Source organism: Nisaea sediminum, from assembly GCF_014904705.1.
Lineage (GTDB): Bacteria > Pseudomonadota > Alphaproteobacteria > Thalassobaculales > Thalassobaculaceae > Nisaea > Nisaea sediminum.
This window is the reverse complement of sequence record NZ_JACZCQ010000016.1, coordinates 35,751-57,716: the sequence shown is the minus strand read 5'-3', so window position 1 is coordinate 57,716 and position 21,966 is coordinate 35,751. Positions and strand designations below refer to the sequence as shown.

At 64.3% G+C, this 21,966-nt stretch carries 6 protein-coding genes and 1 tRNA gene; 4 read left to right on the top strand and 3 right to left on the bottom strand.

What is annotated here, in order from left to right; translation table 11 throughout:
* Positions 1-88 precede the first annotated feature (88 nt).
* The 3 genes from IG122_RS23290 to IG122_RS23280 all read left to right on the top strand — a co-directional run bounded on the left by IG122_RS23290 (position 89) and on the right by IG122_RS23280 (position 17,747).
* Positions 89-16,984, top strand: a complete 16,896-nt coding sequence (locus IG122_RS23290) for a beta strand repeat-containing protein (RefSeq protein ID WP_226893894.1) — start codon at positions 89-91, stop codon at positions 16,982-16,984.
* A 141-nt stretch (positions 16,985-17,125) separates the two neighbouring features.
* Positions 17,126-17,497, top strand: coding sequence for a GSU2403 family nucleotidyltransferase fold protein (locus IG122_RS24595; protein WP_193188967.1), 372 nt, complete (start codon positions 17,126-17,128; stop codon positions 17,495-17,497).
* Between the two features lie 157 nt (positions 17,498-17,654).
* Positions 17,655-17,747 (top strand) — tRNA-Leu (locus IG122_RS23280).
* Positions 17,748-17,813: 66 nt separating this feature from the next.
* On the opposite strand, the gene IG122_RS23275 is transcribed toward IG122_RS23280, so the two are convergent.
* The 3 genes from IG122_RS23275 to IG122_RS23265 all read right to left on the bottom strand — a co-directional run bounded on the left by IG122_RS23275 (position 17,814) and on the right by IG122_RS23265 (position 21,008).
* Complete coding sequence (locus IG122_RS23275; protein WP_193188966.1) at positions 17,814-18,581, bottom strand: SDR family NAD(P)-dependent oxidoreductase; 768 nt, start codon at positions 18,579-18,581, stop codon at positions 17,814-17,816.
* Between the two features lie 47 nt (positions 18,582-18,628).
* Positions 18,629-19,837, bottom strand: a complete 1,209-nt coding sequence (locus tag IG122_RS23270) for an ROK family protein (RefSeq protein WP_193188965.1) — start codon at positions 19,835-19,837, stop codon at positions 18,629-18,631.
* 178 nt (positions 19,838-20,015) lie between these two features.
* Complete coding sequence (locus IG122_RS23265) at positions 20,016-21,008, bottom strand: sugar-binding protein (RefSeq protein WP_193188964.1); 993 nt, start codon at positions 21,006-21,008, stop codon at positions 20,016-20,018.
* Positions 21,009-21,217: 209 nt separating this feature from the next.
* On the opposite strand from IG122_RS23265, the gene IG122_RS23260 reads away from it, so the two are divergent.
* Positions 21,218-21,961, top strand: a complete 744-nt coding sequence (locus IG122_RS23260; protein WP_193188963.1) for an ATP-binding cassette domain-containing protein — start codon at positions 21,218-21,220, stop codon at positions 21,959-21,961.
* Positions 21,962-21,966 lie beyond the last annotated feature (5 nt).

Sequence of the window (21,966 nt, the reverse complement as noted above, 5' to 3'; positions counted from 1 at the left end):
CCGTCAGAATGACGCTGGTAGCGAAATTGCGAACCAGTGGGAAAGCGTCATTTCGCGCGCCGAGGAGCTTGGATTAACAGAAGTGTCAATGAGGGACGCGATCACTTGGTGGGCAACTGCCTCTCTTCGGGTCCCGCAAAGAGACTACGATCTTGAAAAAACACTGACGGAGACCTCTGGGGGGAGCGAAGCCAACATTCTGACTGGTACCGACGGACGTGACATTATCTACGGTAACGAATCGGATGATACGATTTACGGCGATATCGGCAGTATTTATACGAAAGGCGCAGCTGATACTCTCTATGGCGGCCAAGGCAATGATGTTGTCTATGGCAATCGCGGCGACGACGATCTGCACGGCAATCTCGGCGACGACTTGCTTTATGGTGGTCAGGGGCTCGATGTTATCAATGGCGGCGGTGGTCACGATACAGCCTACGGAAACGACGGCTGGGATACGGTCTCGGGCGGTGAGGGCAATGACTTGCTCTATGGCAACCAAGGCTCGGACGATCTCTTCGGCAACAACGGGAACGACACGCTTTACGGCGGCAAGGATGGCGACTGGATCGACGGCATGGCCGACGATGACGTTGCTTACGGTGGTCTCGGAGGCGACAAGGTTTTCGGCGGCAGCGGAAACGACACGCTCCACGGAGAATACGACGATGACACCGTTTCCGGCGGCGATGGCGATGACCTCATATACGGCAACCAGCAGGACGATTACCTCGCCGGTGACGATGGCGATGACACGCTCTACGGCGGGCAGGACGACGACACGCTGAAGGGCGGCGCGGGGGCCGATGTGCTCTATGGCGGCGAGGGCGTCGATGCGGTGTCGTACGAAGACAACGACGTTGCGATCTACGTGAATCTCGACGGTAGTACGCCGACCATCACCGGCGGCAACGCCGCGGGCGACACTTTCCATGACATCGAGGGTGCGGTCGGGACGAACTTCGACGACACGATGCACGGCAACGGTGTTGCCAACCACTTTGAAGGCGGTGCGGGCAATGACACGGTCTATGCGCGCGGCGGAGCCGATACGGTCGATGGCGGGGCGGGGGACGACGTTCTCTATGGCGGCTTCATCGTCGAGGACAGCGTCAACGGTGACGACCACGCCTCCGACAGCCTGAACGGCGGTTCCGGCAACGATCTCGTCTACGGCAACCACGGCGACGACCTCCTCTCCGGCGGCGAGGGCGTGGATACGCTCTATGGCGGCGGCGAGAACGACCTGATCTACGGCAACCAGGGCACCGATCTGATCGTCGGCGGGGAAGGCAACGACCGGGCCTTCGGCGGGCAGGACGAGGACACGATCCTCGGCGATGCCGGCGACGACACGCTCCAGGGCAACATGGGCGCCGACCAGGTCTTCGGCGGGACCGGCAACGACGTGGTCTACGGCAACCAGGGCGACGACACGGTCTCCGGCGGCGACGGCATGGATATTGTCTATGGCGGCGCCGACAACGATGTCGCGGCGGGCGAGGCCGGGGCGGACGTGGTCTATGGCAACAAGGGCAACGACACGCTGAACGGCGGCCTCGACAATGACACGCTCTATGGCGGGCAGGACCAGGATCTGGTCGGCGGCGACGAGGGCGACGACGTTCTCTACGGCAACAAGGGCTTCGACACGCTCGACGGCGGAGCCGGGGCGGACACGCTTTATGGCGGCGAGCATAACGACCTCATCGCCGGCCAGGAGGGCGCCGACCTCGCCTACGGCAACCATGGCGACGACACGCTCTATGGCGGCACGCAGGGCGCCGGGCAGGGCGGCGCGGACAGCGACACGCTCTATGGCGGGCAGGGCGACGACCTCGTCTACGGCAACCAGGGCGACGACCATCTCGAGGGCAATCTCGGCCACGACACGATTTTCGGCGGCGGCGGCGACGACACGCTGCTCGGCGGCGCCGGCAATGACGTGCTGGAAGGCGGCGCCGGCAGCGATCTGATCGACGGCGGCGAGGGCATCGACCGGGTGAGTTATGCCCATGCGACGTCTGGCGTGGTGGCCGGCATCGGCCTGCAAAGCGGATTCACGGACGCAGACACGCTGCTCAGCATCGAGGAGCTGGAGGGCTCGGCCCACAGCGACCATCTGCAGGGCAGCGACCTGGGCGACAAGATCCTCGGCGGCGGCGGCGACGATTTCATGGTCGGCCATGACGGCTCCGACACCATGTCCGGCGGCGAGGGCGACGACCTGGTGCGCGGCGGCACCGGCGCGGACGTGGTCTACGGCAACCAGGGCAATGACACGCTGCATGGCGGCTACGCCCATGTCGACACCACTGCGGGCGGCCAGATCTCGGAGGATTTCTCCGACGACACGCTTTTTGGCGGCCAGGGCAACGACGTGGTCTACGGCAACCAGGGCTCCGACTGGCTGAACGGCAATGCCGGCGACGACACGCTCTATGGCGGCCAGCAGGACGATGCCGTGCTCGGCCAGGACGGGTCCGACGTGCTGGTCGGCGGCAAGGGCTTCGCCTTCCTCGACGGCGGCAACCAGGGCGACATCTACCGCTTCACCCGCAATTTCATCACCGGCGACCAGGCGGCGCTGGTGATCTACGACTCGGGCTCGGATTCCGACACCGACGTGCTCGAGCTGGTGGGCTTCAGCCGCAACGACGTTGTGCTGCACCAGGACGAGTCCGTCCTCACGGTCTATACCGAGGGCGGCGGCGAGCTGCAGCTGATCGGCAACACGATCGAGCAGATCCGCTTCGTCGACGAGGCCGGGAACGATCTCGGCGGCACCATCACCAACGGCCTGCTGCCCGGCTTCGGGCCCTTCACCGGCGGCACACCTCCCTCGATGCAGAGCGGCGGCGTGCCCCATGCCGGCGGCGGCGGCACCTATCTCGGTTCCGGCAACCAGTACTGGAGCGCTGGTAACGGCAGCGACCTGGTCTACGGCAACGGCGGCAACGACACGATCCACGGCAATGGCGGCAACGACTCGCTCTATGGCGGCCGCGACAGCGACCAGCTGCATGGCGGCAACGACCAGGACCTGATCCACGGCAATGCGGGCGCCGACCTGCTGGCCGGCGACGACGGCGACGACACCCTGCTCGGCCACAGCGACCCGGACAATCCCTACAACGAGGACAACGCCTCCGACACGCTGCATGGCGGCAACGGCAACGATCTCGGCTTCGGCAACGGCGGCAACGACTACCTATTCGGCGAGTCGGGCAACGACCGGCTCTACGGCAACCAGGGCAACGACGTCATCGAGGGCAACGAGGGCAATGACAGCCTGTTCGGCGGTCAGGGCAGCGACAACGTCCATGGCGGGCAGGACAGTGACACGGTGTTCGGAAACGACGGCGCGGACGTCGTCAATGGCGGTTCGGGCGACGACCTGGTCTATGGCAACGCGGACAACGACACGCTGTTCGGCGGCGAGGGCAGCGACACGCTGTTCGGCGGCGGCGGCAGCGACCGGGTCTCCGGCGATGCCGGCACCGATACGCTGGTCGACGGCCTCGGCGACGACACGCTCGACGGCGGCGAGGGCAGCGACGTTATCGTGATCTCCGGCAACGGCGTCGATCTCGGCACCAACGTCGTGCAGGATCTCGGCGGCGTCTACGATTACGACATCGTCCAGTTCGAGGGCTCGAAGAACGACTACTCGATCACCAAGAACGCCGATGGCCACCTGGTCGTCACCAGCAATCTCGGCCGCGGTTCCACCGTCCTGCAGAGTTACGAGGTTGAGCACATCGTCTTCGTCGACGATCTGAATGCGGGCCGGATGGCGGGGAACGGTGCCTTCAGCAAGGAAAGCACTTTCGCGCTGGATCAGTACAAGATCACGCAGCTTTCGCTCGATTTCGCGGCCGAAGGCCGTTCGACCGCGGAGTTTGCCGAGCAGGTCAAGAGATACCTCGATGGCACGGATTCCTGGGAGAACGATTACGGGACGTCCGACGGCACAACGGCCAGCGCCTACAGCGGGATCAATTCCACTCTCCGCACTGACGGGAGCTATACCGCCCTGCTGGGCAATACCGGTGACGACAGCCTCTACGGCTTCAACGGCGAGGAAACGCTTTCCGGCGGCGCCGGCGCGGACCTGCTGCTGGCTGGAAGCGGCGCGGACCTTCTCGACGGAGGCCTCGGCGACGACGTTCTCAACGGCGAGGAGGGAGACGATGCTCTCGCCGGCGGGGACGGTGCCGACCTGCTGAAGGGGGGCGACGGCAGCGACACGCTCGACGGCGGCGACGGCGCGGACGTTCTCGACGGCGGCGCGCGCGCGGACCTGATCAGCGGCGGGGCCGGCGACGACACCGTGCTCGGCGGCGACGGCGCGGACACGATCGACGGCGGCGAGGGCACCGACCTCGTCGATTACGCGGAGTCCGAGGAGGCCGTTCAGGTCGATCTCGAAAGCGGGGTCGGCAGCTACGGCGACGCGGACGAGGACAGCTATTCCGGTATCGAGAACGTCAACGGCTCGGCGCACGACGACACCTTGATCGGCTCCGACGGCGGCAACATGCTTGACGGCGGTGCGGGCAATGACGCGCTCTCCGGCGGCGTGGGCGAGGACAGCCTGATCGGCGGAACCGGCGCGGATACGCTGCAGGGCGGTGCCGGTGCCGACACGCTCGACGGCGGCGACGGGATCGACGCGGCCGACTACAGCCAGGCGGAGTCCGCCGTCTCTGTCGATCTCGCTTCCGGCTCCGGCCTTGTGGGTGAGGCCGAGGGAGACGTGCTCTCGGGCATCGAGAACCTGATCGGCGGTGTGGGCGACGACACGCTCGCCGGCGATGCGGGTGCGAACGAAATCTCCGGCGGCGACGGCGCGGATCTGATCTCGGGCGCCGCGGGCGACGACACGCTCGACGGCGGCGACGGCGACGACACGCTTGTCGGCGGAGCCGGAAACGACATCGCGACCGGCGGCGCCGGCGCCGATCTCTTCGTGCTGGCCGCGGACGGTTCCGGCAGTGCCGAGATCGCCGATTTCGACGCCGACGCGGGCGACCGGCTCGCGCTCGATATGGCGGACGCGGCGGCCGAGACGGCGGCCATCCTGGACATCATTGCCAACCAGACTCTGTTCGACGGCGACGCGGTGTTCGATGCCGGCGGGGCGCTGCAGACGGTTTCCGGGCTCGGACGGGCGCTGACGACGGAGGATTTCGGCTTCGGGCGCTTTATCATCGAAGCTGCCTCCGACACGGTCAGCGAAGGCGACGGACAGGCCTATTTCATCATCCGCCGCGAGGGCGATGTCAGCCGTGCGGCCTCCGTCGATCTTGGCTTCTCCGACGGTTCGAACACGGCGGTCGCGGGCACCGACTACGATGTGCCGACGGAGACGACGGTCAGTTTCGCCAAGGGGGAACGGGCGAAGACCGTTTCGGTCAATCTGAGGGACAACGGCCGGATCGACGGCCAGTCGGTCATGCTGACCGTCGCGCTCACCAATGCCGTGCTCGGCATCATCGAGGGCGCGTCCGCCGATATCACGATCGACGACATGCTCGGCGAGGCGGTGACCGGAACCGAAGGCGACGATCTGCTCTCCGGCGACGCGGGTGCGAACTTCATGTCGGGCGCGGGCGGCAACGACACGCTTCTCGGCATGGAAGGCGGCGACCGCCTGATCGGTAACGAGGGCGACGACAGCCTCGACGGCGGAGACGACGACGATTTCCTCGAGGGCAATGGCGGTGCCGATACGCTGGTCGGCGGGGCCGGCAACGACTTTGTCTCCTACGAGAACGACACGATCGGCGTTTCCGTCGATCTCGAAACCGGGCAGGCGAGCGGCGGCGATGCCGAAGGCGACAGTCTTTCGGGCTTCGAGGGCGTGGTCGGCGGCAGCGGCAACGACACGCTGGTCGGTTCCGCCGGCGACGACACGCTGCTGGCCGGGAGCGGCGACGATCTTCTCGGTGACGGCGCGGGCAATGACAGCATCGTCGGCGGAGACGGCAACGATACCGTCCAGGCCGGCGCCGGCAGCGACACGATCCGTGGCGGTGCCGGAACCGACGCGGTCGACTATTCGCAATCCTCGAACGGCGTGACCGTCGATCTCGGCAGCGGCTCAGGCTCGGGCGGCGATGCCGACGGCGACGTGATCTCGGACGTCGAGGTCGTGATCGGCTCGGACGTTGGCGATAATGTCGTCGGAAGCGGCCTTGACGAAACCCTCTCCGGCGGAGCCGGCGACGACAGTCTCGTCGGTGGCGCGGGCGCCGACCTTCTCGATGGCGGCGACGGTGCGGACAGCCTTGAGGGTGGAGCAGGCGCCGACACCCTCGTCGGCGGAGCCGGCAACGACACGCTCGACGGCGGCGGCGATGCCGACCTGGTCTCGGCCGGCGACGGCGATGACCTGATTTACGACGACGGTGTGGATACGATCTATGGCGGAGTCGGCAACGATACCGTCTATGTTTCTGATATCTCTGATCTTTTTCGCATTCTGGAAGTGGAGGAAATCCGCCTGCTCGACGGGACTCTGGTCCTTGCCGGCACAGATACCGCGGACAGTCTGACAGGCTCATCGGGCGCGGATTACGTCGCGGGGCAGGCGGGAGACGACATTGTCGACGGTGCGGCCGGCGACGATACGATCTACGGCGGTGCCGGGTCGGACACGATCCATGGCGGTGCCGGCAACGACGTCATCCATGACGACGGTCTCGACGTGATCTATGGCGGCGACGGACATGACGTCGTTTACACGACCGATGCATCCGACCTCAGCCGTTTCCATGACGTTGAGGAGATCCGGGTCGATGACGGGAGCGTCGTAACCTTTGCTTCAGGTGTTGCCGAAACTCTCATCGGTAGCGCCGGGGTCGACACGATTTTTGCCGGAGGCGGAGCGGATCTGGTCTCCGGTGCGGATGGCGATGATGTTCTCTACGGTGAGGGTGGCCTCGATACCCTCGACGGCGGTGCGGGCGACGACACAATTGACGGCGGCAACGACGCCAACGTCATCTATGGCGGAGCCGGTAACGACCTGATTTACGACGATGGTGAAAACACGATCGATGGCGGCGACGGATACGACATCGTCCATCTGCGCGGCGGTGCCTGGGATCTGGAGCGTTACACCAATGTCGAAGTCATCCGGCATGACTTTGTCGGAGCGCTGGTCATCGGAACGTCCGGTGACGACACGCTTGATGCAAGCGGCCTGAACGATGGCGAGGAATATCAGGTCACCGCAGGCGAGGGTGACGACTTCATTATCGGCGGCAGCGGGTTCGGCCGGATCTATGCCGATGACGGTGACGATGTCATCTACGACCTCTATGGGGGCGATGTTCCGCAAGACGAGGATACCGACGAGATAAACGGCGGCGACGGTTACGATATCGTCTTCACCACCGGGTCCCTCGCGGCGGTCGATGGCCAGATCGACAACGATGTCGAAGAGATTGTCGAAGTCACGGCGGATCAGGCGCTCGTCGTTGGTTCGATGACTGCGGATACCGTGAGTGGCAATGCTGGTGCCGATTACCTGCATGGCCGCTCCGGGAATGACGTGCTCGACGGCGGTACGGGCGACGATGGTGTCAACGGCGGTCTCGGCGACGACACGCTTTACGGCGGAGCGGGGAACGACACGCTCTACGGCGGTGCCGGGAATGACGTTCTCCATGATGACGGTTCGGACATCGTCTATGGCGGGGACGGTTCTGACACCGTCTTCACGTCCGATGCTTCCGATACCTCCCGGTTCCATGACGTCGAGGAAGTACGGCTCGCCGACGGCACCTATGTCCATGTAAGCGATATCGACGGGAACAGTTTCACCGGCAGCAGCGATGCGGAGCTGGCGATCGGAAATTCAACGGCGGACAGCCTCGATGGTGGCGCCGGCAATGACACGCTCTCCGGCGGCGACGGTGACGACACGCTCATCGGTGGTGCCGGCTCCGATACGCTGGTCGGCGGCGCCGGAAACGATGTTTTCTACGACGATGGTCTGGACGCCGTGTATGGCGGCGACGGGACCGACATTGTCTATACCTCGGATATCTCCGATCTATCGCGCTTCCATGAGGTTGAGGAGATCCGTCTGCAGGACGGTACGCTGGTTGTATCTGGCTCCGACACGGCGGAAAGTCTGCTCGGATCGGAAGCCGATGACATCCTCGTTGGCGGTTCTGGTTCCGACACGCTTTACGGCGGAGCGGGAGCCGACACGGTATCGGGCGGTAGCGGGAACGACGTGATCTACGACGACGGTCTGGACGTCGTTTACGGCGGCGACGGCGTGGACGTGGTCTACACGTCGGATGCGTCTGACCTGTCGCGGTTCCATGACGTGGAGGAAGTGCGTCTTGATGACGGGACGCTGGTGCAGGTCGGCGCGGACGGCACCGACACGCTTGTGGGGACGTCGGGTCCGGACCTGATGTCGGGCGGTGCCGGGAATGACGTTCTGCTTGGAGGCGATGGTAACGACACGCTTGACGGCGGTTTGGGCGACGACACGCTTGAGGGCGGAGCCGGCGCGGATGTGCTTTATGGCGATACGGACCCGGGGGCAACAGGTGATCTATCTGGCGGCTATGGCGATCTGACCGTTTGGGGAAATCAGACAGGACTATCGGTCAGCGCTTCCGGTGGCGGGATCTATTCGGTCCAGGAAGATTCTTCCAACAACTATCACCATCTTGGCCAGGTGATTGCGGGCGCGGATACGACCCAGTCCATGACGGCGTCCTTCGTCGTCCGGGGAGTATCGCGCTCGACGTTGGTCTTGAACCTGCGCGAGGACGCGACGAGCGGCAATCATTCGGCGACGTTCGATATGTCGGACGACAGCTATAGAGATCTGACGTCCGGGGTGTCGATGACGGCGGGGATCCGTGACCTTGGGGATGACTGGCATCAGGTCTGGGTTACGGTGCCGGCTGGAGAATTTACCAGCACGCCGACAGCTTATCTGGCGTCTTACGATGTGACCGCGGAAGCATGGCCGCGCCCGGGGACCGGTCTGACGGTATTCGAGGTGCGGGACTTCCAGTTCGAATATGGACTGGCGGAGCCGACGGTACCGGCGGCGTTCTCAGGAGATGATGTCGTCACTTACGAGAACTCTGATGTGGGTGTGTCGGTCGATCTGTCCGCAGGTATGGGTACGGGCGGGCACGCCGAGGGCGACACGCTTGTCGGCATCGAGGGCGTCATCGGATCGGCTTATGACGACACGCTGACCGGCGACGGTGATGCCAACACGCTGAGCGGCGGTCTTGGCGCGGACAGCCTCAATGGCGGTGCCGGTGACGATCTGCTGGACGGCGGCGCCGGAGCGGACACGCTCGATGGTGGTGCGGGAGCGGACAGTCTTCTGGGCGGCGAGGGAGACGACAGTCTTGCCGGCGGTGACGATGCGGACACGGTGAGCGGCGGCGCGGGCAACGACACGCTCGACGGCGGAGCGGGTGCCGACATCGTCGCGGGCGGCGATGGCGCGGACCAGATCTCCGGCGGGGACGGGGACGATGAGGTCTCCGGCGATGCGGGCGACGATCTGGTCGATGGTGGTCTTGGCAACGACTATCTGGTCGGGGGCGAGGGCAATGACCTGCTCTCAGGCGGCGACGGCGTCGATACCCTCATCGGCGGCGAAGGCACCGATACGCTCAGCGGTGGCGCGGGTACGGACATCGTTGCGGGTGGCGACGGTGCGGACCAGATCTCCGGCGGCGACGGGGACGACGAGGTCTCCGGCGACGCGGGAGACGACGTGGTCGATGGTGGTTCCGGCAACGATCTTCTTCTTGGTGGATCTGGTTCCGACACGCTTTACGGCGGCGCGGGAGCCGACACGGTATCGGGCGGTTCCGGGAACGACGTGATCTATGACGACGGTCTGGACGTCATCTACGGCGGTGACGGTGTGGATGTGGTCTATACGTCGGATGCGTCTGACCTGTCGCGTTTCCGTGACGTGGAGGAAGTGCGCCTTGATGACGGGACGCTGGTGCAGGTCGGCGCGGACGGCACCGACACGCTTGTGGGGACGTCGGGTCCGGACCTGATGTCGGGCGGTGCCGGGAATGACGTTCTGCTTGGAGGCGATGGTAACGACACGCTTGACGGCGGTTTGGGCGACGACACGCTTGAGGGCGGAGCCGGCGCGGATGTGCTTTATGGCGATACGGACCCGGGGGCAACAGGTGATCTATCTGGCGGCTATGGCGATCTGACCGTTTGGGGAAATCAGACAGGACTATCGGTCAGCGCTTCCGGTGGCGGGATCTATTCGGTCCAGGAAGATTCTTCCAACAACTATCACCATCTTGGCCAGGTGATTGCGGGCGCGGATACGACCCAGTCCATGACGGCGTCCTTCGTCGTCCGGGGAGTATCGCGCTCGACGTTGGTCTTGAACCTGCGCGAGGACGCGACGAGCGGCAATCATTCGGCGACGTTCGATATGTCGGACGACAGCTATAGAGATCTGACGTCCGGGGTGTCGATGACGGCGGGGATCCGTGACCTTGGGGATGACTGGCATCAGGTCTGGGTTACGGTGCCGGCTGGAGAATTTACCAGCACGCCGACAGCTTATCTGGCGTCTTACGATGTGACCGCGGAAGCATGGCCGCGCCCGGGGACCGGTCTGACGGTATTCGAGGTGCGGGACTTCCAGTTCGAATATGGACTGGCGGAGCCGACGGTACCGGCGGCGTTCTCAGGAGATGATGTCGTCACTTACGAGAACTCTGATGTGGGTGTGTCGGTCGATCTGTCCGCAGGTATGGGTACGGGCGGGCACGCCGAGGGCGACACGCTTGTCGGCATCGAGGGCGTCATCGGATCGGCTTATGACGACACGCTGACCGGCGACGGTGATGCCAACACGCTGAGCGGCGGTCTTGGCGCGGACAGCCTCAATGGCGGTGCCGGTGACGATCTGCTGGACGGCGGCGCCGGAGCGGACACGCTCGATGGTGGTGCGGGAGCGGACAGTCTTCTGGGCGGCGAGGGAGACGACAGTCTTGCCGGCGGTGACGATGCGGACACGGTGAGCGGCGGCGCGGGCAACGACACGCTCGACGGCGGAGCGGGTGCCGACATCGTCGCGGGCGGCGATGGCGCGGACCAGATCTCCGGCGGGGACGGGGACGATGAGGTCTCCGGCGATGCGGGCGACGATCTGGTCGATGGTGGTCTTGGCAACGACTATCTGGTCGGGGGCGAGGGCAATGACCTGCTCTCAGGCGGCGACGGCGTCGATACCCTCATCGGCGGCGAAGGCACCGATACGCTCTCCGGCGGGGCCGGAAATGACATTGCCTATGACGACGGCGTTGATGTGATCGACGGTGGTGACGGATACGACATCGTCTACACGACCGCGGGCACGGACCTGTCGCGCTTCCAGAATGTGGAGGAAGTGCGCCTTGAGGATGGATCGTCGTTCTCTTTCATACAGGGCACGGAGGGTGCTGACAGTCTTGTCGGCGAGGACGTCTATCCTGGCGATTACATCGATGCGGGCGCCGGCGACGATACGGTTCTGGGCCTGAGCGGTGACGACCTTCTGTACGGGGGGCTCGGCAACGACAGTATGAACGGCGGTTACGGCGCGGACACGCTGTATGGCGGCGAGGGGTCCGATACGCTGGAGGGCTTCGACTACCAGGACGTGCTCTATGGCGGCACGGGCGACGACGTGGTCGATGGCGGCATCGGGACGGACACGCTTTATGGCGGCGAGGGCGACGATGTCCTGTCGGGCGGTTCCGGCGGCGACACGCTGTCTGGCGGCGCCGGCGACGACACGCTGGACGGCGGTATGGGCACCGATCACCACAGCGGGGTGACGTCGGATCTTCTGGACGGCGGCGAGGGGAACGACGTTCTCTCCGGCGGCGACGGCGCGGATACGCTGAGTGGCGGCGTAGGCGACGACCTTCTGGTTGGCGGCGTGGATGCGGATATCCTCGACGGCGGCGACGGGAACGATGCTGTCGATTACACGCAGTCTTCGGGTGCGGTTACCGTGGATCTGGGCAGCGGCACGGGAAGTGGCGGCGACGCGCAGGGCGACGTTATCTCTAGTGTCGAGATCGTGACAGGTTCTGCCGGCGGCGACGCGATTGCGGGCAGCGGGCACGACGAGACGCTTTACGGCGGTTCGGGTGACGATAGCCTGAGCGGCGGCGCGGGCGCCGATGTTCTGGACGGCGGAGCGGATGACGACGTTCTCTCCGGTGGTGACGGCGCCGACACGCTGCTTGGCGGATCCGGCAACGATACACTGAGCGGCGGCGCGGAAGCCGATGTTCTGGACGGCGGCGCGGATGACGACGTTCTCTCCGGTGGCGACGGCGTCGATACGCTGCTTGGCGGATCCGGCAACGACACACTGAGCGGCGGCGCGGAAGCCGACCTGATCTCTGCCGGAGACGGAGACGACGTGATCTACGACGACGGTCTGGACGTGATCTATGGCGGGGACGGCGTGGACGTTGTCTACACCGCGGATCTGACGGACCTGTCCCGCTTCCATGAGGTCGAGGAAGTGCGTCTCGAGGACGGAACGCTCGTCATACAGGGCACGGAGGGTGCTGACAGTCTTGTCGGCGAGGACGTCTATCCGGGCGATTACATCGATGCTGGCGCCGGCGACGACACGGTTCTGGGCCTGAGCGGTGACGACCTTCTGTACGGGGGGCTCGGCAACGACAGTATGAACGGCGGTTACGGCGCGGACACGCTGTATGGCGGCGAGGGTGCGGACACGCTGGAGGGCTTCGACTACCAGGACGTGCTCTATGGCGGCACGGGCGACGACGTGGTCGACGGCGGTATCGGGACGGACACGCTTTATGGCGGCGAGGGCGACGATGTCCTGTCGGGCGGTTCCGGCGGCGACACGCTGTCTGGCGGAGCCGGTGACGACACGCTGGACGGCGGCATGGGCACCGATCACCACAGCGGGGTGACGTCGGATCTTCTGGATGGCGGCGAGGGGAACGACGTTCTCTCCGGCGGCGACGGCGCGGATACGCTGAGTGGCGGTGCGGGCGCGGACACGGTGTCTGGCGGTGCCGGCGACGATGTGATCTACGCCGACGGTCAGGATGTTGTGTACGGCGGAGACGGTTTCGACGTCGCCTATGTCACCGAGATGCCTGTCCCAAGTCAGTTTTATGATGTCGAGGTCGTTTATTGGGATGGGCTTAATATCACAGTCGGTACGGATCAGGCGGATTCGCTCTTACCGCTCCAGGCGGCCATTGCGGGAGCTGGAGACGATTATATCGCTGGTGGTTTCGGTGCGCGGCTCTATTACGGCGGTGACGGCAACGACACGCTCGAAGGCGGATCTGGCGGTATCAACACGCTGTATGGTGATGCCGGTGACGATCTCGTCTCAGGTCGCGATTACGCGCAGGATCTTCTGTACGGTGATGATGGAAGTGACACGCTGATCGGTGGCGATAAGGAAGACACTCTTTATGGAGGCGCCGATAGCGATCTTCTCGATGGTGGCACCGGAAACGATATCCTGAATGGCGGCGCTGGTGTGGACATTGTGTCCGCGGGTAGCGGCGACGATGTGATCTACGATGACGGTCTGGACGTGGTCTATGGCGGCGATGGCCAGGACACGGTTGTGACGTCGGACGCGTCTGACCTGTCGCGGTTCCACGATATCGAAGTGGTGCAGCTCGAGGACGGGACGTCTGTGACTACCGGGACGTCGGCCGGGGATACGGTTTACGGGAGCGCTGCGTCGGATGTGTTTGCGCTTGGGAGCGGCAATGACGCGGTGGCTCTCGGTGCCGGGGACGATGTCGCTTACGGCGGGTCTGGGAACGACTCTGTGTGGGGCGAGGGCGGTTCGGACACGCTCTACGGCGGTTCGGGCAACGACACGCTGAGCGGCTGGGCGGGGAACGACCTGATCTATGGCGGCGAGGGCGACGACATCCTGTCCGGTCAGGAGGATGACGACACGATTTATGGCGGCGCCGGAGCGGATCTGATCGACGGCGGTTCGGGGAACGACCTGATCCATGCCGACGGTCTCGACACGGTCTATGGCGGTGCCGGCTCGGATACGGTTGTGACATCTGAGATCGGTGATCTGTCGCGGTTCCACGATGTGGAGGAGGTTCGCCTTGAGGACGGTACGGTCGTGCAGACTGGGACGTCTGGAGCGGACCTGCTCGACGGCGGCTCCGCCGGAGATCTGATCGATGGCGGTGCGGGTGACGACAGCATCAACGGTCTGGACGGGGACGACACGATCTATGGCGGGTCGGGATCGGATACGATCTCTGGCGGCGCCGGGAACGACGTGATCCATGACGACGGCCTGGACGTTGTCTATGGCGGCGATGGTCAGGACACGGTCGTTACGTCGGATATCTCCGATCTGTCGCGGTTCCATGACGTGGAGGAGGTTCGCCTTGAGGACGGTACGGTCGTGCAGACTGGGACGTCTGGAGCGGACCTGCTCGACGGCAGCTCCGGCGGAGACCTGATCCAGGGCGGTTCCGGCAACGACAGCATCAACGGTCTGGACGGTTCGGATACGCTTTACGGCGGCGATGGAGACGACTACCTGGCGGGCGGAGCGACGGGCGCCGATGTGATGGAAGGCGGCGCGGGAGACGATGCGCTTTACGGCGGTTACGAGAACGACAGCCTGAGCGGGGGTTCGGGTAACGACTTCGTGCATGGCGGCCTGAACGACGACCATCTGGAAGGCGGCGACGGCGATGACATCGTGGTGGGCGAGCATGGTTCGGACGAGGTGTCCGGCGGTGCGGGGTCCGATACGCTCTATGGTGACCACGGTGCTTACCAGATCGATGGCGCCGGTTCCGGCAACGACACGCTGGACGGCGGCGCGGGGTCGGACATCGTGTCCGCGGGCGCGGGTGACGACGTGATCTACGACGACGGTCTTGATGTGGTCTATGGCGGTGATGGGCAGGACACGGTGATCTTGTCCGAGATGACCGCGGGCACGGATCTGACGCGTTACCATGACGTGGAAGAAGTGCGTCTCGAGGATGGTACGGTTGTTCAGTTCGGCACGGATGGTGCGGACAGCCTGATCGGCGGTGTCGGCAACGACCTGATCCATGGCGGTACCGGTAACGACTGGATCTCGAGTGCGGCGGGGGCGGATACGCTTTATGGCGGGGCCGGTGACGATTATGTCGCTGGCGGCGCTGGCGGCCAGAACCTTGTTGACGGCGGGGACGGCGCGGACACGGTCTGGGGCAGCGATCTCGGCGACACAGTGTCCGGCGGCGACGGAAACGACTGGCTGGGCGGCTTCCACGGCAACGACACGCTCTATGGCGGCGCTGGTGTGGACACGGTCAGTGGCGGGTCTGGCGACGATGTGATCTACGATGACGGTCTGGACGTGGTCTATGGCGGCGATGGCCAGGACACGGTTGTGACGTCGGACGCGTCTGACCTGTCGCGGTTCCACGATATCGAAGTGGTGCAGCTCGAGGACGGGACGTCTGTGACTACCGGGACGTCGGCCGGGGATACGGTTTACGGGAGCGCTGCGTCGGATGTGTTTGCGCTTGGGAGCGGCAATGACGCGGTGGCTCTCGGTGCCGGGGACGATGTCGCTTACGGCGGGTCTGGGAACGACTCTGTGTGGGGCGAGGGCGGTTCGGACACGCTCTACGGCGGTTCGGGCAACGACACGCTGAGCGGCTGGGCGGGGAACGACCTGATCTATGGCGGCGAGGGCGACGACATCCTGTCCGGTCAGGAGGATGACGACACGATTTATGGCGGCGCCGGAGCGGATCTGATCGACGGCGGTTCGGGGAACGACCTGATCCATGCCGACGGTCTCGACACGGTCTATGGCGGTGCCGGCTCGGATACGGTCTATATTGACCATGCCTATGGTTCGGCAGTCTCAAAGGCGGCAGGCGCTTCGTCTCTGACCTTGGATTTCAACTCCGGCAACGTGGTGGAGGTCGTGAACGATGTTGAGACCATCGTTTTCACAGACCAGACCTTTACCTACTCAGAGCTCGAAACCGCGATCAACACCGTAGACCCGCTCGTGCTCGATCTCGACGGTGACGGTATTGAGCTGATCTCTCTTTCCGAGAGCGCGGCCTATTTCGACATGAATGTCGACGGCACGGCAGAGCGGACCGGATGGGTTTCCGGGGACGACGCTCTGCTCGCCATTGACCGCAACGGGGACGGGATCATCAACAATCTCTCGGAGCTGTTCTCCGAGTATTTCGCGCCCGACGAGGCCTCGACCGGCTTCACGGCTCTCGCCACGCTGGACGAAAACGGCGATGCAGCGATCAATCGGGACGACGCGGAATTCGCCCAGCTGCTCCTCTGGCGGGATATCAACGAGAACGGTCAGAGCGAGGACGGGGAACTCCGGTCGCTTGAGGACGCGGGCATCGTTGAGATTTCTCTCGCGACCGAGGCGCTCGGGGGTGAAGTCGACGGTAATACGATCGAGACTGTCGGGACCTATACGAATTCCTCCGGCGAGACCGGAACGGCCGCCGATGTCCGCTTCGCGTTCGAAGCAGGCAGCGAGGAAGCCGCGGAACTTGCGCAGGAACAGGAAGACGGCGAGGTCGGCGCCGGGGAGATCTTCGACGAGGACGCCGAGGGGGCGGCCGACGCCGATCCTGACATTGAAGAGGAGGGCACGGAGAATGCGGAGGAGGATGGAGCTCTCGAGGAAATCGAACCGGCAAGCTTCCTGACGGAAACCGGCGAAGAGAATTCGGACGATAGCGCGGATCAGAGTTCGGAGGATGACGCGGAATTCGCCGAGATCGCCGGGCAGATGACTGACGCGATGTCCGTCTTCGACATCACCCCTGCGGACAGCGAGAACAGCGTCGACGCTGTCCCGGAAGTACCTGTGATTGTCGAAGACACGGATGAAACGGACCTCGGCGTGGCTGCCTGATCGCTGGAAACAATGCCCAGCGGAGCGCCTTGGTCGTACCTGAACAGTGCGAGGATCAGATCAAACCAGCATCTGATCCTCGCAGTTGCAGATGGATAAAATTGGGTGAAATCGGCTCGAATATTACTCTGACATTCGGTCTTGCGCCGTGATCTCGTTCGATCCCTTCGCGGCGCACGCCTTTCGGCTCCCGACCGACTGACAGGAACTGTCCTGGTCGCGTTCTCGGATGCCGGTGTGTTTCGCATGCGGGCCGTCGTTGTTGGAAGCGTAGCGTTTCAGACATATCCCGCACTGCTCGGCGTCGGCATTCCGGCGAACCTCGCTCGTACGGCTGATCTCGACATCGCCCAGGCTCATTTGATCGCGGTCATGGTCGAGGACGAGATAACGCGAACCCCTAAGGACCTCCTGAAGAAGGTTGACTCGAACATCGTCGGCATTCCGACCCCCCGATGGAAAGCCTGCGTAAGCTCCGCTACGCACTCCGATCCGGAACCGAGGTCGGTGTGATCAGCGCGCTCCGTGGCCAGGAGAGTGGCAGGGTGACATATCTGCGGGCGCTTTCCGAAGAGATCGGAATTGGCGCTGTGTGCCATTCTTGCGCCAGTGCTGCCGAGAACACGCGAGAACTGTGAAGAATATTTGACCTGAAAGTTACTTTATTTCCAGAGGGATAGGGTCAAAAGGCTAGATTCTCTGCCAAACAAAAATCAGGCTCGCAACCTGAAGGTCGCAGGTTCAAATCCTGCCCCCGCAACCAAGCATTCCAAGGCCTTAGCGCAAAACTCGCTAAGGCCTTTTCTGCGTCCGGAAACGGTCGGCGCCCCTAGCGCCAGCCGGCATCCACGATATAGGCCTGGCCCGTGCAGCCGCGGGCTTCCTCAGAGGCGTAGAACAGGACCGTGCGCGCGACGTCGAGCGGCGTCAGTTTGCGTTTCAGGCATTGCGATTTCATCAGGTCGGCCTCGGCTTCCGGGGTCAGCCACTTGTCGATCTGGCGCTGGGTCATGATCCAGCCGGGGACGACGCAGACCGAGCGGATATTGTCTGGGCCGAGATCACGGGCGAGGGAGCGCGTGAGGCCGAGGATCGCGGCCTTTGCGGATGTGTAAGCCGGCATGCCGCCCTGGCCGACCATCCAGGAGATCGAGCCCATATTGACGATCGCGCCGCCGCCCGCCGCCTTCATGCCCGGCGCGACGGCCTGTGCGGCGAAAAACTGGTGGCGCAGGTTCACGGCATAGCGCTCGTCCCAATATTCGGGGGTCACCTCGAACATGTCATGGCGCTCATCGTTCGCGGCATTGTTGATCAGGATGGTGACCGCGCCCTGTTCCTGCTCGATCCCGGCGACGGTCCGGCGGAGCGCGCCGATATCCTTCAGGTCACATTCATGGAAGGCCGCCAACCGGCCCGCCGCGGTAATCTCGTCGACGAGGGCGGTCGAGGCATCGCGGTCGATGTCGATGAAGGCGACCTTCGATCCCTGCCGGGCGAACTGGCGCACGATTTCGGCGCCGATCCCGGATCCGCCTCCGGTGACCAGCACGCTGCGTCCGGCGAGGCTTGGATAGGTAGCGATCTCGTCTTGCATAGTGATTGGTTCCTTATCAGTCAGTCGGACAGTCGGTGTGAAAGAGGTCAAACGGCCTGGAGGGAGGATTGCGTGGTTCCGGCATTTGCGAGCTCCGTGTCGAGACGCTGCAAGGCAAGCTGGACCATGCCCTCGACGATCCGCTGGGCGCCGCCGTCCGCGATCACGATCCTGGAAAGCGGGTCGTAGGACGGATCGAAGGAGTCCGAGAGTCCCGCCTCGAAGGCTTTCTTCATCAAGTGGAAGCCCCGCATGCCTGAGCCGGCGATCGCGATCCGGTGCGGCGCCAGAACCGAGGCGACGACGCGAACCGCGTCGGCCAGGCTGGTTCCGGCCTCGTCGAACAGGCGCTGCAGCATGGCGTCGCCGTCCTCGGCCCGGCGGACGAGGGATTCCATCTGTTCCTCGCTCGGCTGCTGGTTGCTGGTGATGGGCAGGTTCGTAAGCGATCGCGCATCCCGGTAGAGCGCATAATCGGCGAGATAGGCCTCGATGCAGCCTCGCTGGCCGCAGCGGCACTGGGCTCCCGCGGGCTGTCGTCTGACATGGCCGATCTCGGAGGAAAAGCCATGCGTGCCCGGGAACGGGCCGCCGTCCTGCAGCAGGCCCATGCCGACGCCGTGTCCGATCATGAGCACGGCGGCGAGACCTTCTTGCAGGCGGCCGTCGCTGCCGGCGACGGCGAGCGCGGTGGCGGCGCTGTCATTCTCGATCACCACCGGAATCTGCAGGCGTTTGACCAGCGGTGTCACGACATCGATGTCGCGGATGTTCAGGATCGGGCTCCAGAGCTGCCGGCCCGCGACGGGATCGACGATGCCCTGGACCGCCATGCCCAGAGTGGCCGGGCGGGCGCCGGGAACGCGGGCGGCGACGGTTTCGATCGCCGCCGCGCAAACACCGGCGATGTCTTCGCCCCTGAGATCCCGGGTGGTGCAGGGGACCATCTCGCGCGCCAGGATGTTGCCCTGGAAGTCGGCGATGACGGCGTCGATCACGCCCATGCGCATGGAGGCGGCGGCAACGCAGGCGTAATCCGGATTGAAGACGAGATTGACGGGCGGCCGCCCTCGGGCGCTGGCCATTGCGGTCTCTTCCGCCGCTTCCCTCAGAATGCCGTCGGAGATCAGATCCGAAGTGATGGTGGATATGGCGCCGGGGCTGAGGCCGGTGCGGCGTCCGAGCTCGACCCGCGGCATTGCGCCATGCCGGCGCAGGAGCCTCAGCACGCGCGTCCTGTTGTTGTCTCTCTCCACCACGTAAGGTCCTGTCGCTCCTCGGGAACTGCCCCGGGGGGCGATGCCGCCAAGCATATCGGGAGTGGGAGGGGAGAGGGAGTCCATCTGTCGCCTTCGTGCGTTCGTTCGATCTTCCGGAAAAAAGGGACCCCGGAGCGGGACCCGTAAGCTTGCTCCGGGGCCGGTACCGAACCGGTTACTGCGCGAGGCAGGTGCCGGCGGTCACCAGGGTGCATTCGTCGAGGCCCGTATAGAGCGGATCCGCCACCTGCTTGCCCTCGATCAGTTCGATCATGACCGTCGGTGCGCGGTAGCCCATTTCAAAGGGACGTTGGCCGACCTGCACATGGCTGCGCCCCTGCTTGAGCGCCTCCATCTGGGGCGGAAGCGTATCGCCGGCGACGATGATCATTTCCTTGCTCTTCAGCTTGTCCATCACCTGGTCCGTCACCTGGGCATAGGCCTGGGGCGCGAACTGCGCCCAGCCGCCGATCAGAATGAAGGCGTCGAGATCCGGATGCGCGGTGAAGGTGTCGGCCATCTGCTGGTTCGCGAGATCCACCTGGTCGTTGGTGAAGACCGGACAGCCGTCGATCTCCGTCCATCCGCCCTGGCCGGTCAGCCGGTCGGTGCCTTTCGATCCGGCGATGGTGTCCCTGAAGCCGGCGGCACGGGCATTGATGTTGTCCGCGGCGACGTTGCCGAGCTGCAGGCAGACCGTGCCACCCGAAGGTTTCAGCTTGGCCGCATGTTCGGCCATCTTCACGCCCATCAGGTAGTTATCGGTTCCGAGATAGGTTTTCCGGAGCCCCCGATCCGCATCGATGAAATCGGCGTCGATCGTCATCACCGGAATGTCCGGCGCGCGCCGCTTGATCAGGTTGCCCATGGCCGGTGCGTTGGAGGGCGAGATCGCGATCGCGGCGACGCCCTTGGTCAGCAGGTCGTCGACGATCTGGACCTCGCCGGCCTCGTCCGCGCTGGAGGCCGGGCCAGTATAGAGACAAGTATATTCGGACGAGGGGTTCTCCTTCTGCCATTTCTGGCAGCCGAGATTGATCTGCTCGAAGAACGGATTGTCGAGTCCCTTGACGACGATCGCGAGCACCTTCTTGTCCTGGGCGCCGGCCGGAGCCGAGACCATGGCAAGCACGGCGGCGAACGCGCCCAGTCTTGCAATGTGTTTCATCACTGTTTCCTCCCAATTCACGGTTCACCACCAACCGGGCGGTGCCGCAATTTATTTATTTAGTAAATGAAGTATTTGGGCGAAATATGGCATCGTCAAGTGCGTTTTACACGTAATGAGGGCGAAATCGATATTGCTGGAGGTTTAATAAGTTGATAAATTGAAAAAAATAGCAAGGGCGGAAAGCCTGCGAAAAAAGGGAGGACTGCATGCCTGTGCTGGAATTGCGGGGCGTGTCGAAGCGTTTCGGCGCGATCCAGGCGCTGGTCGACATCTCGCTTTCCGTCGAACCCGGGGAAATCCTGGGGCTGATGGGGGATAACGGGGCCGGCAAGTCGACGCTCGTCCGGACCATCGCCGGCAATTTCAGGCCAAGCACGGGCGAAATGCTGGTGGGCGGTATCGCCGCGGATTTTCAGGATCCGCGCGCGGCGCGCGATGCGGGCGTCGAGGTGGTCTACCAGGACCTCGCGCTTTGCGACAATCTCACCGCCGCGGCCAACGTCTTCCTTGGGCGGGAGCTGATGCGGCGCGTTGGACCGTTCCGGGTGCTGGACTACCGCACCATGTATGCCCGCGCGGCGGTTCTGTTCGAAGAGCTGAAATCGGAGACCCGCCCCTACGATCTCGTCAGGCGCATGTCCGGCGGCCAGCGCCAGGCGGTCGCCATCGCGCGGACCCGGCTCTCCGATCCGAAAATCGTTCTGATGGACGAACCCACGGCGGCGATCAGCGTGCGGCAGGTGGCCGAGGTTCTGGAGCTCATCCGGCGGCTGCGCGACCAGGGGATTGCCGTCATTCTCATCAGCCATCGCATGCCGGACGTCTTCGCGGTCGCGGACCGCGTGGTGGTTCTGCGGCGCGGACATCTGGTGGCGGACAAGCGGGCCTCTGATTCCTCGCCGGAGGAGGTCACGGGACTGATCACCGGGGCGATCGAACATGCCGCGTGACGGGG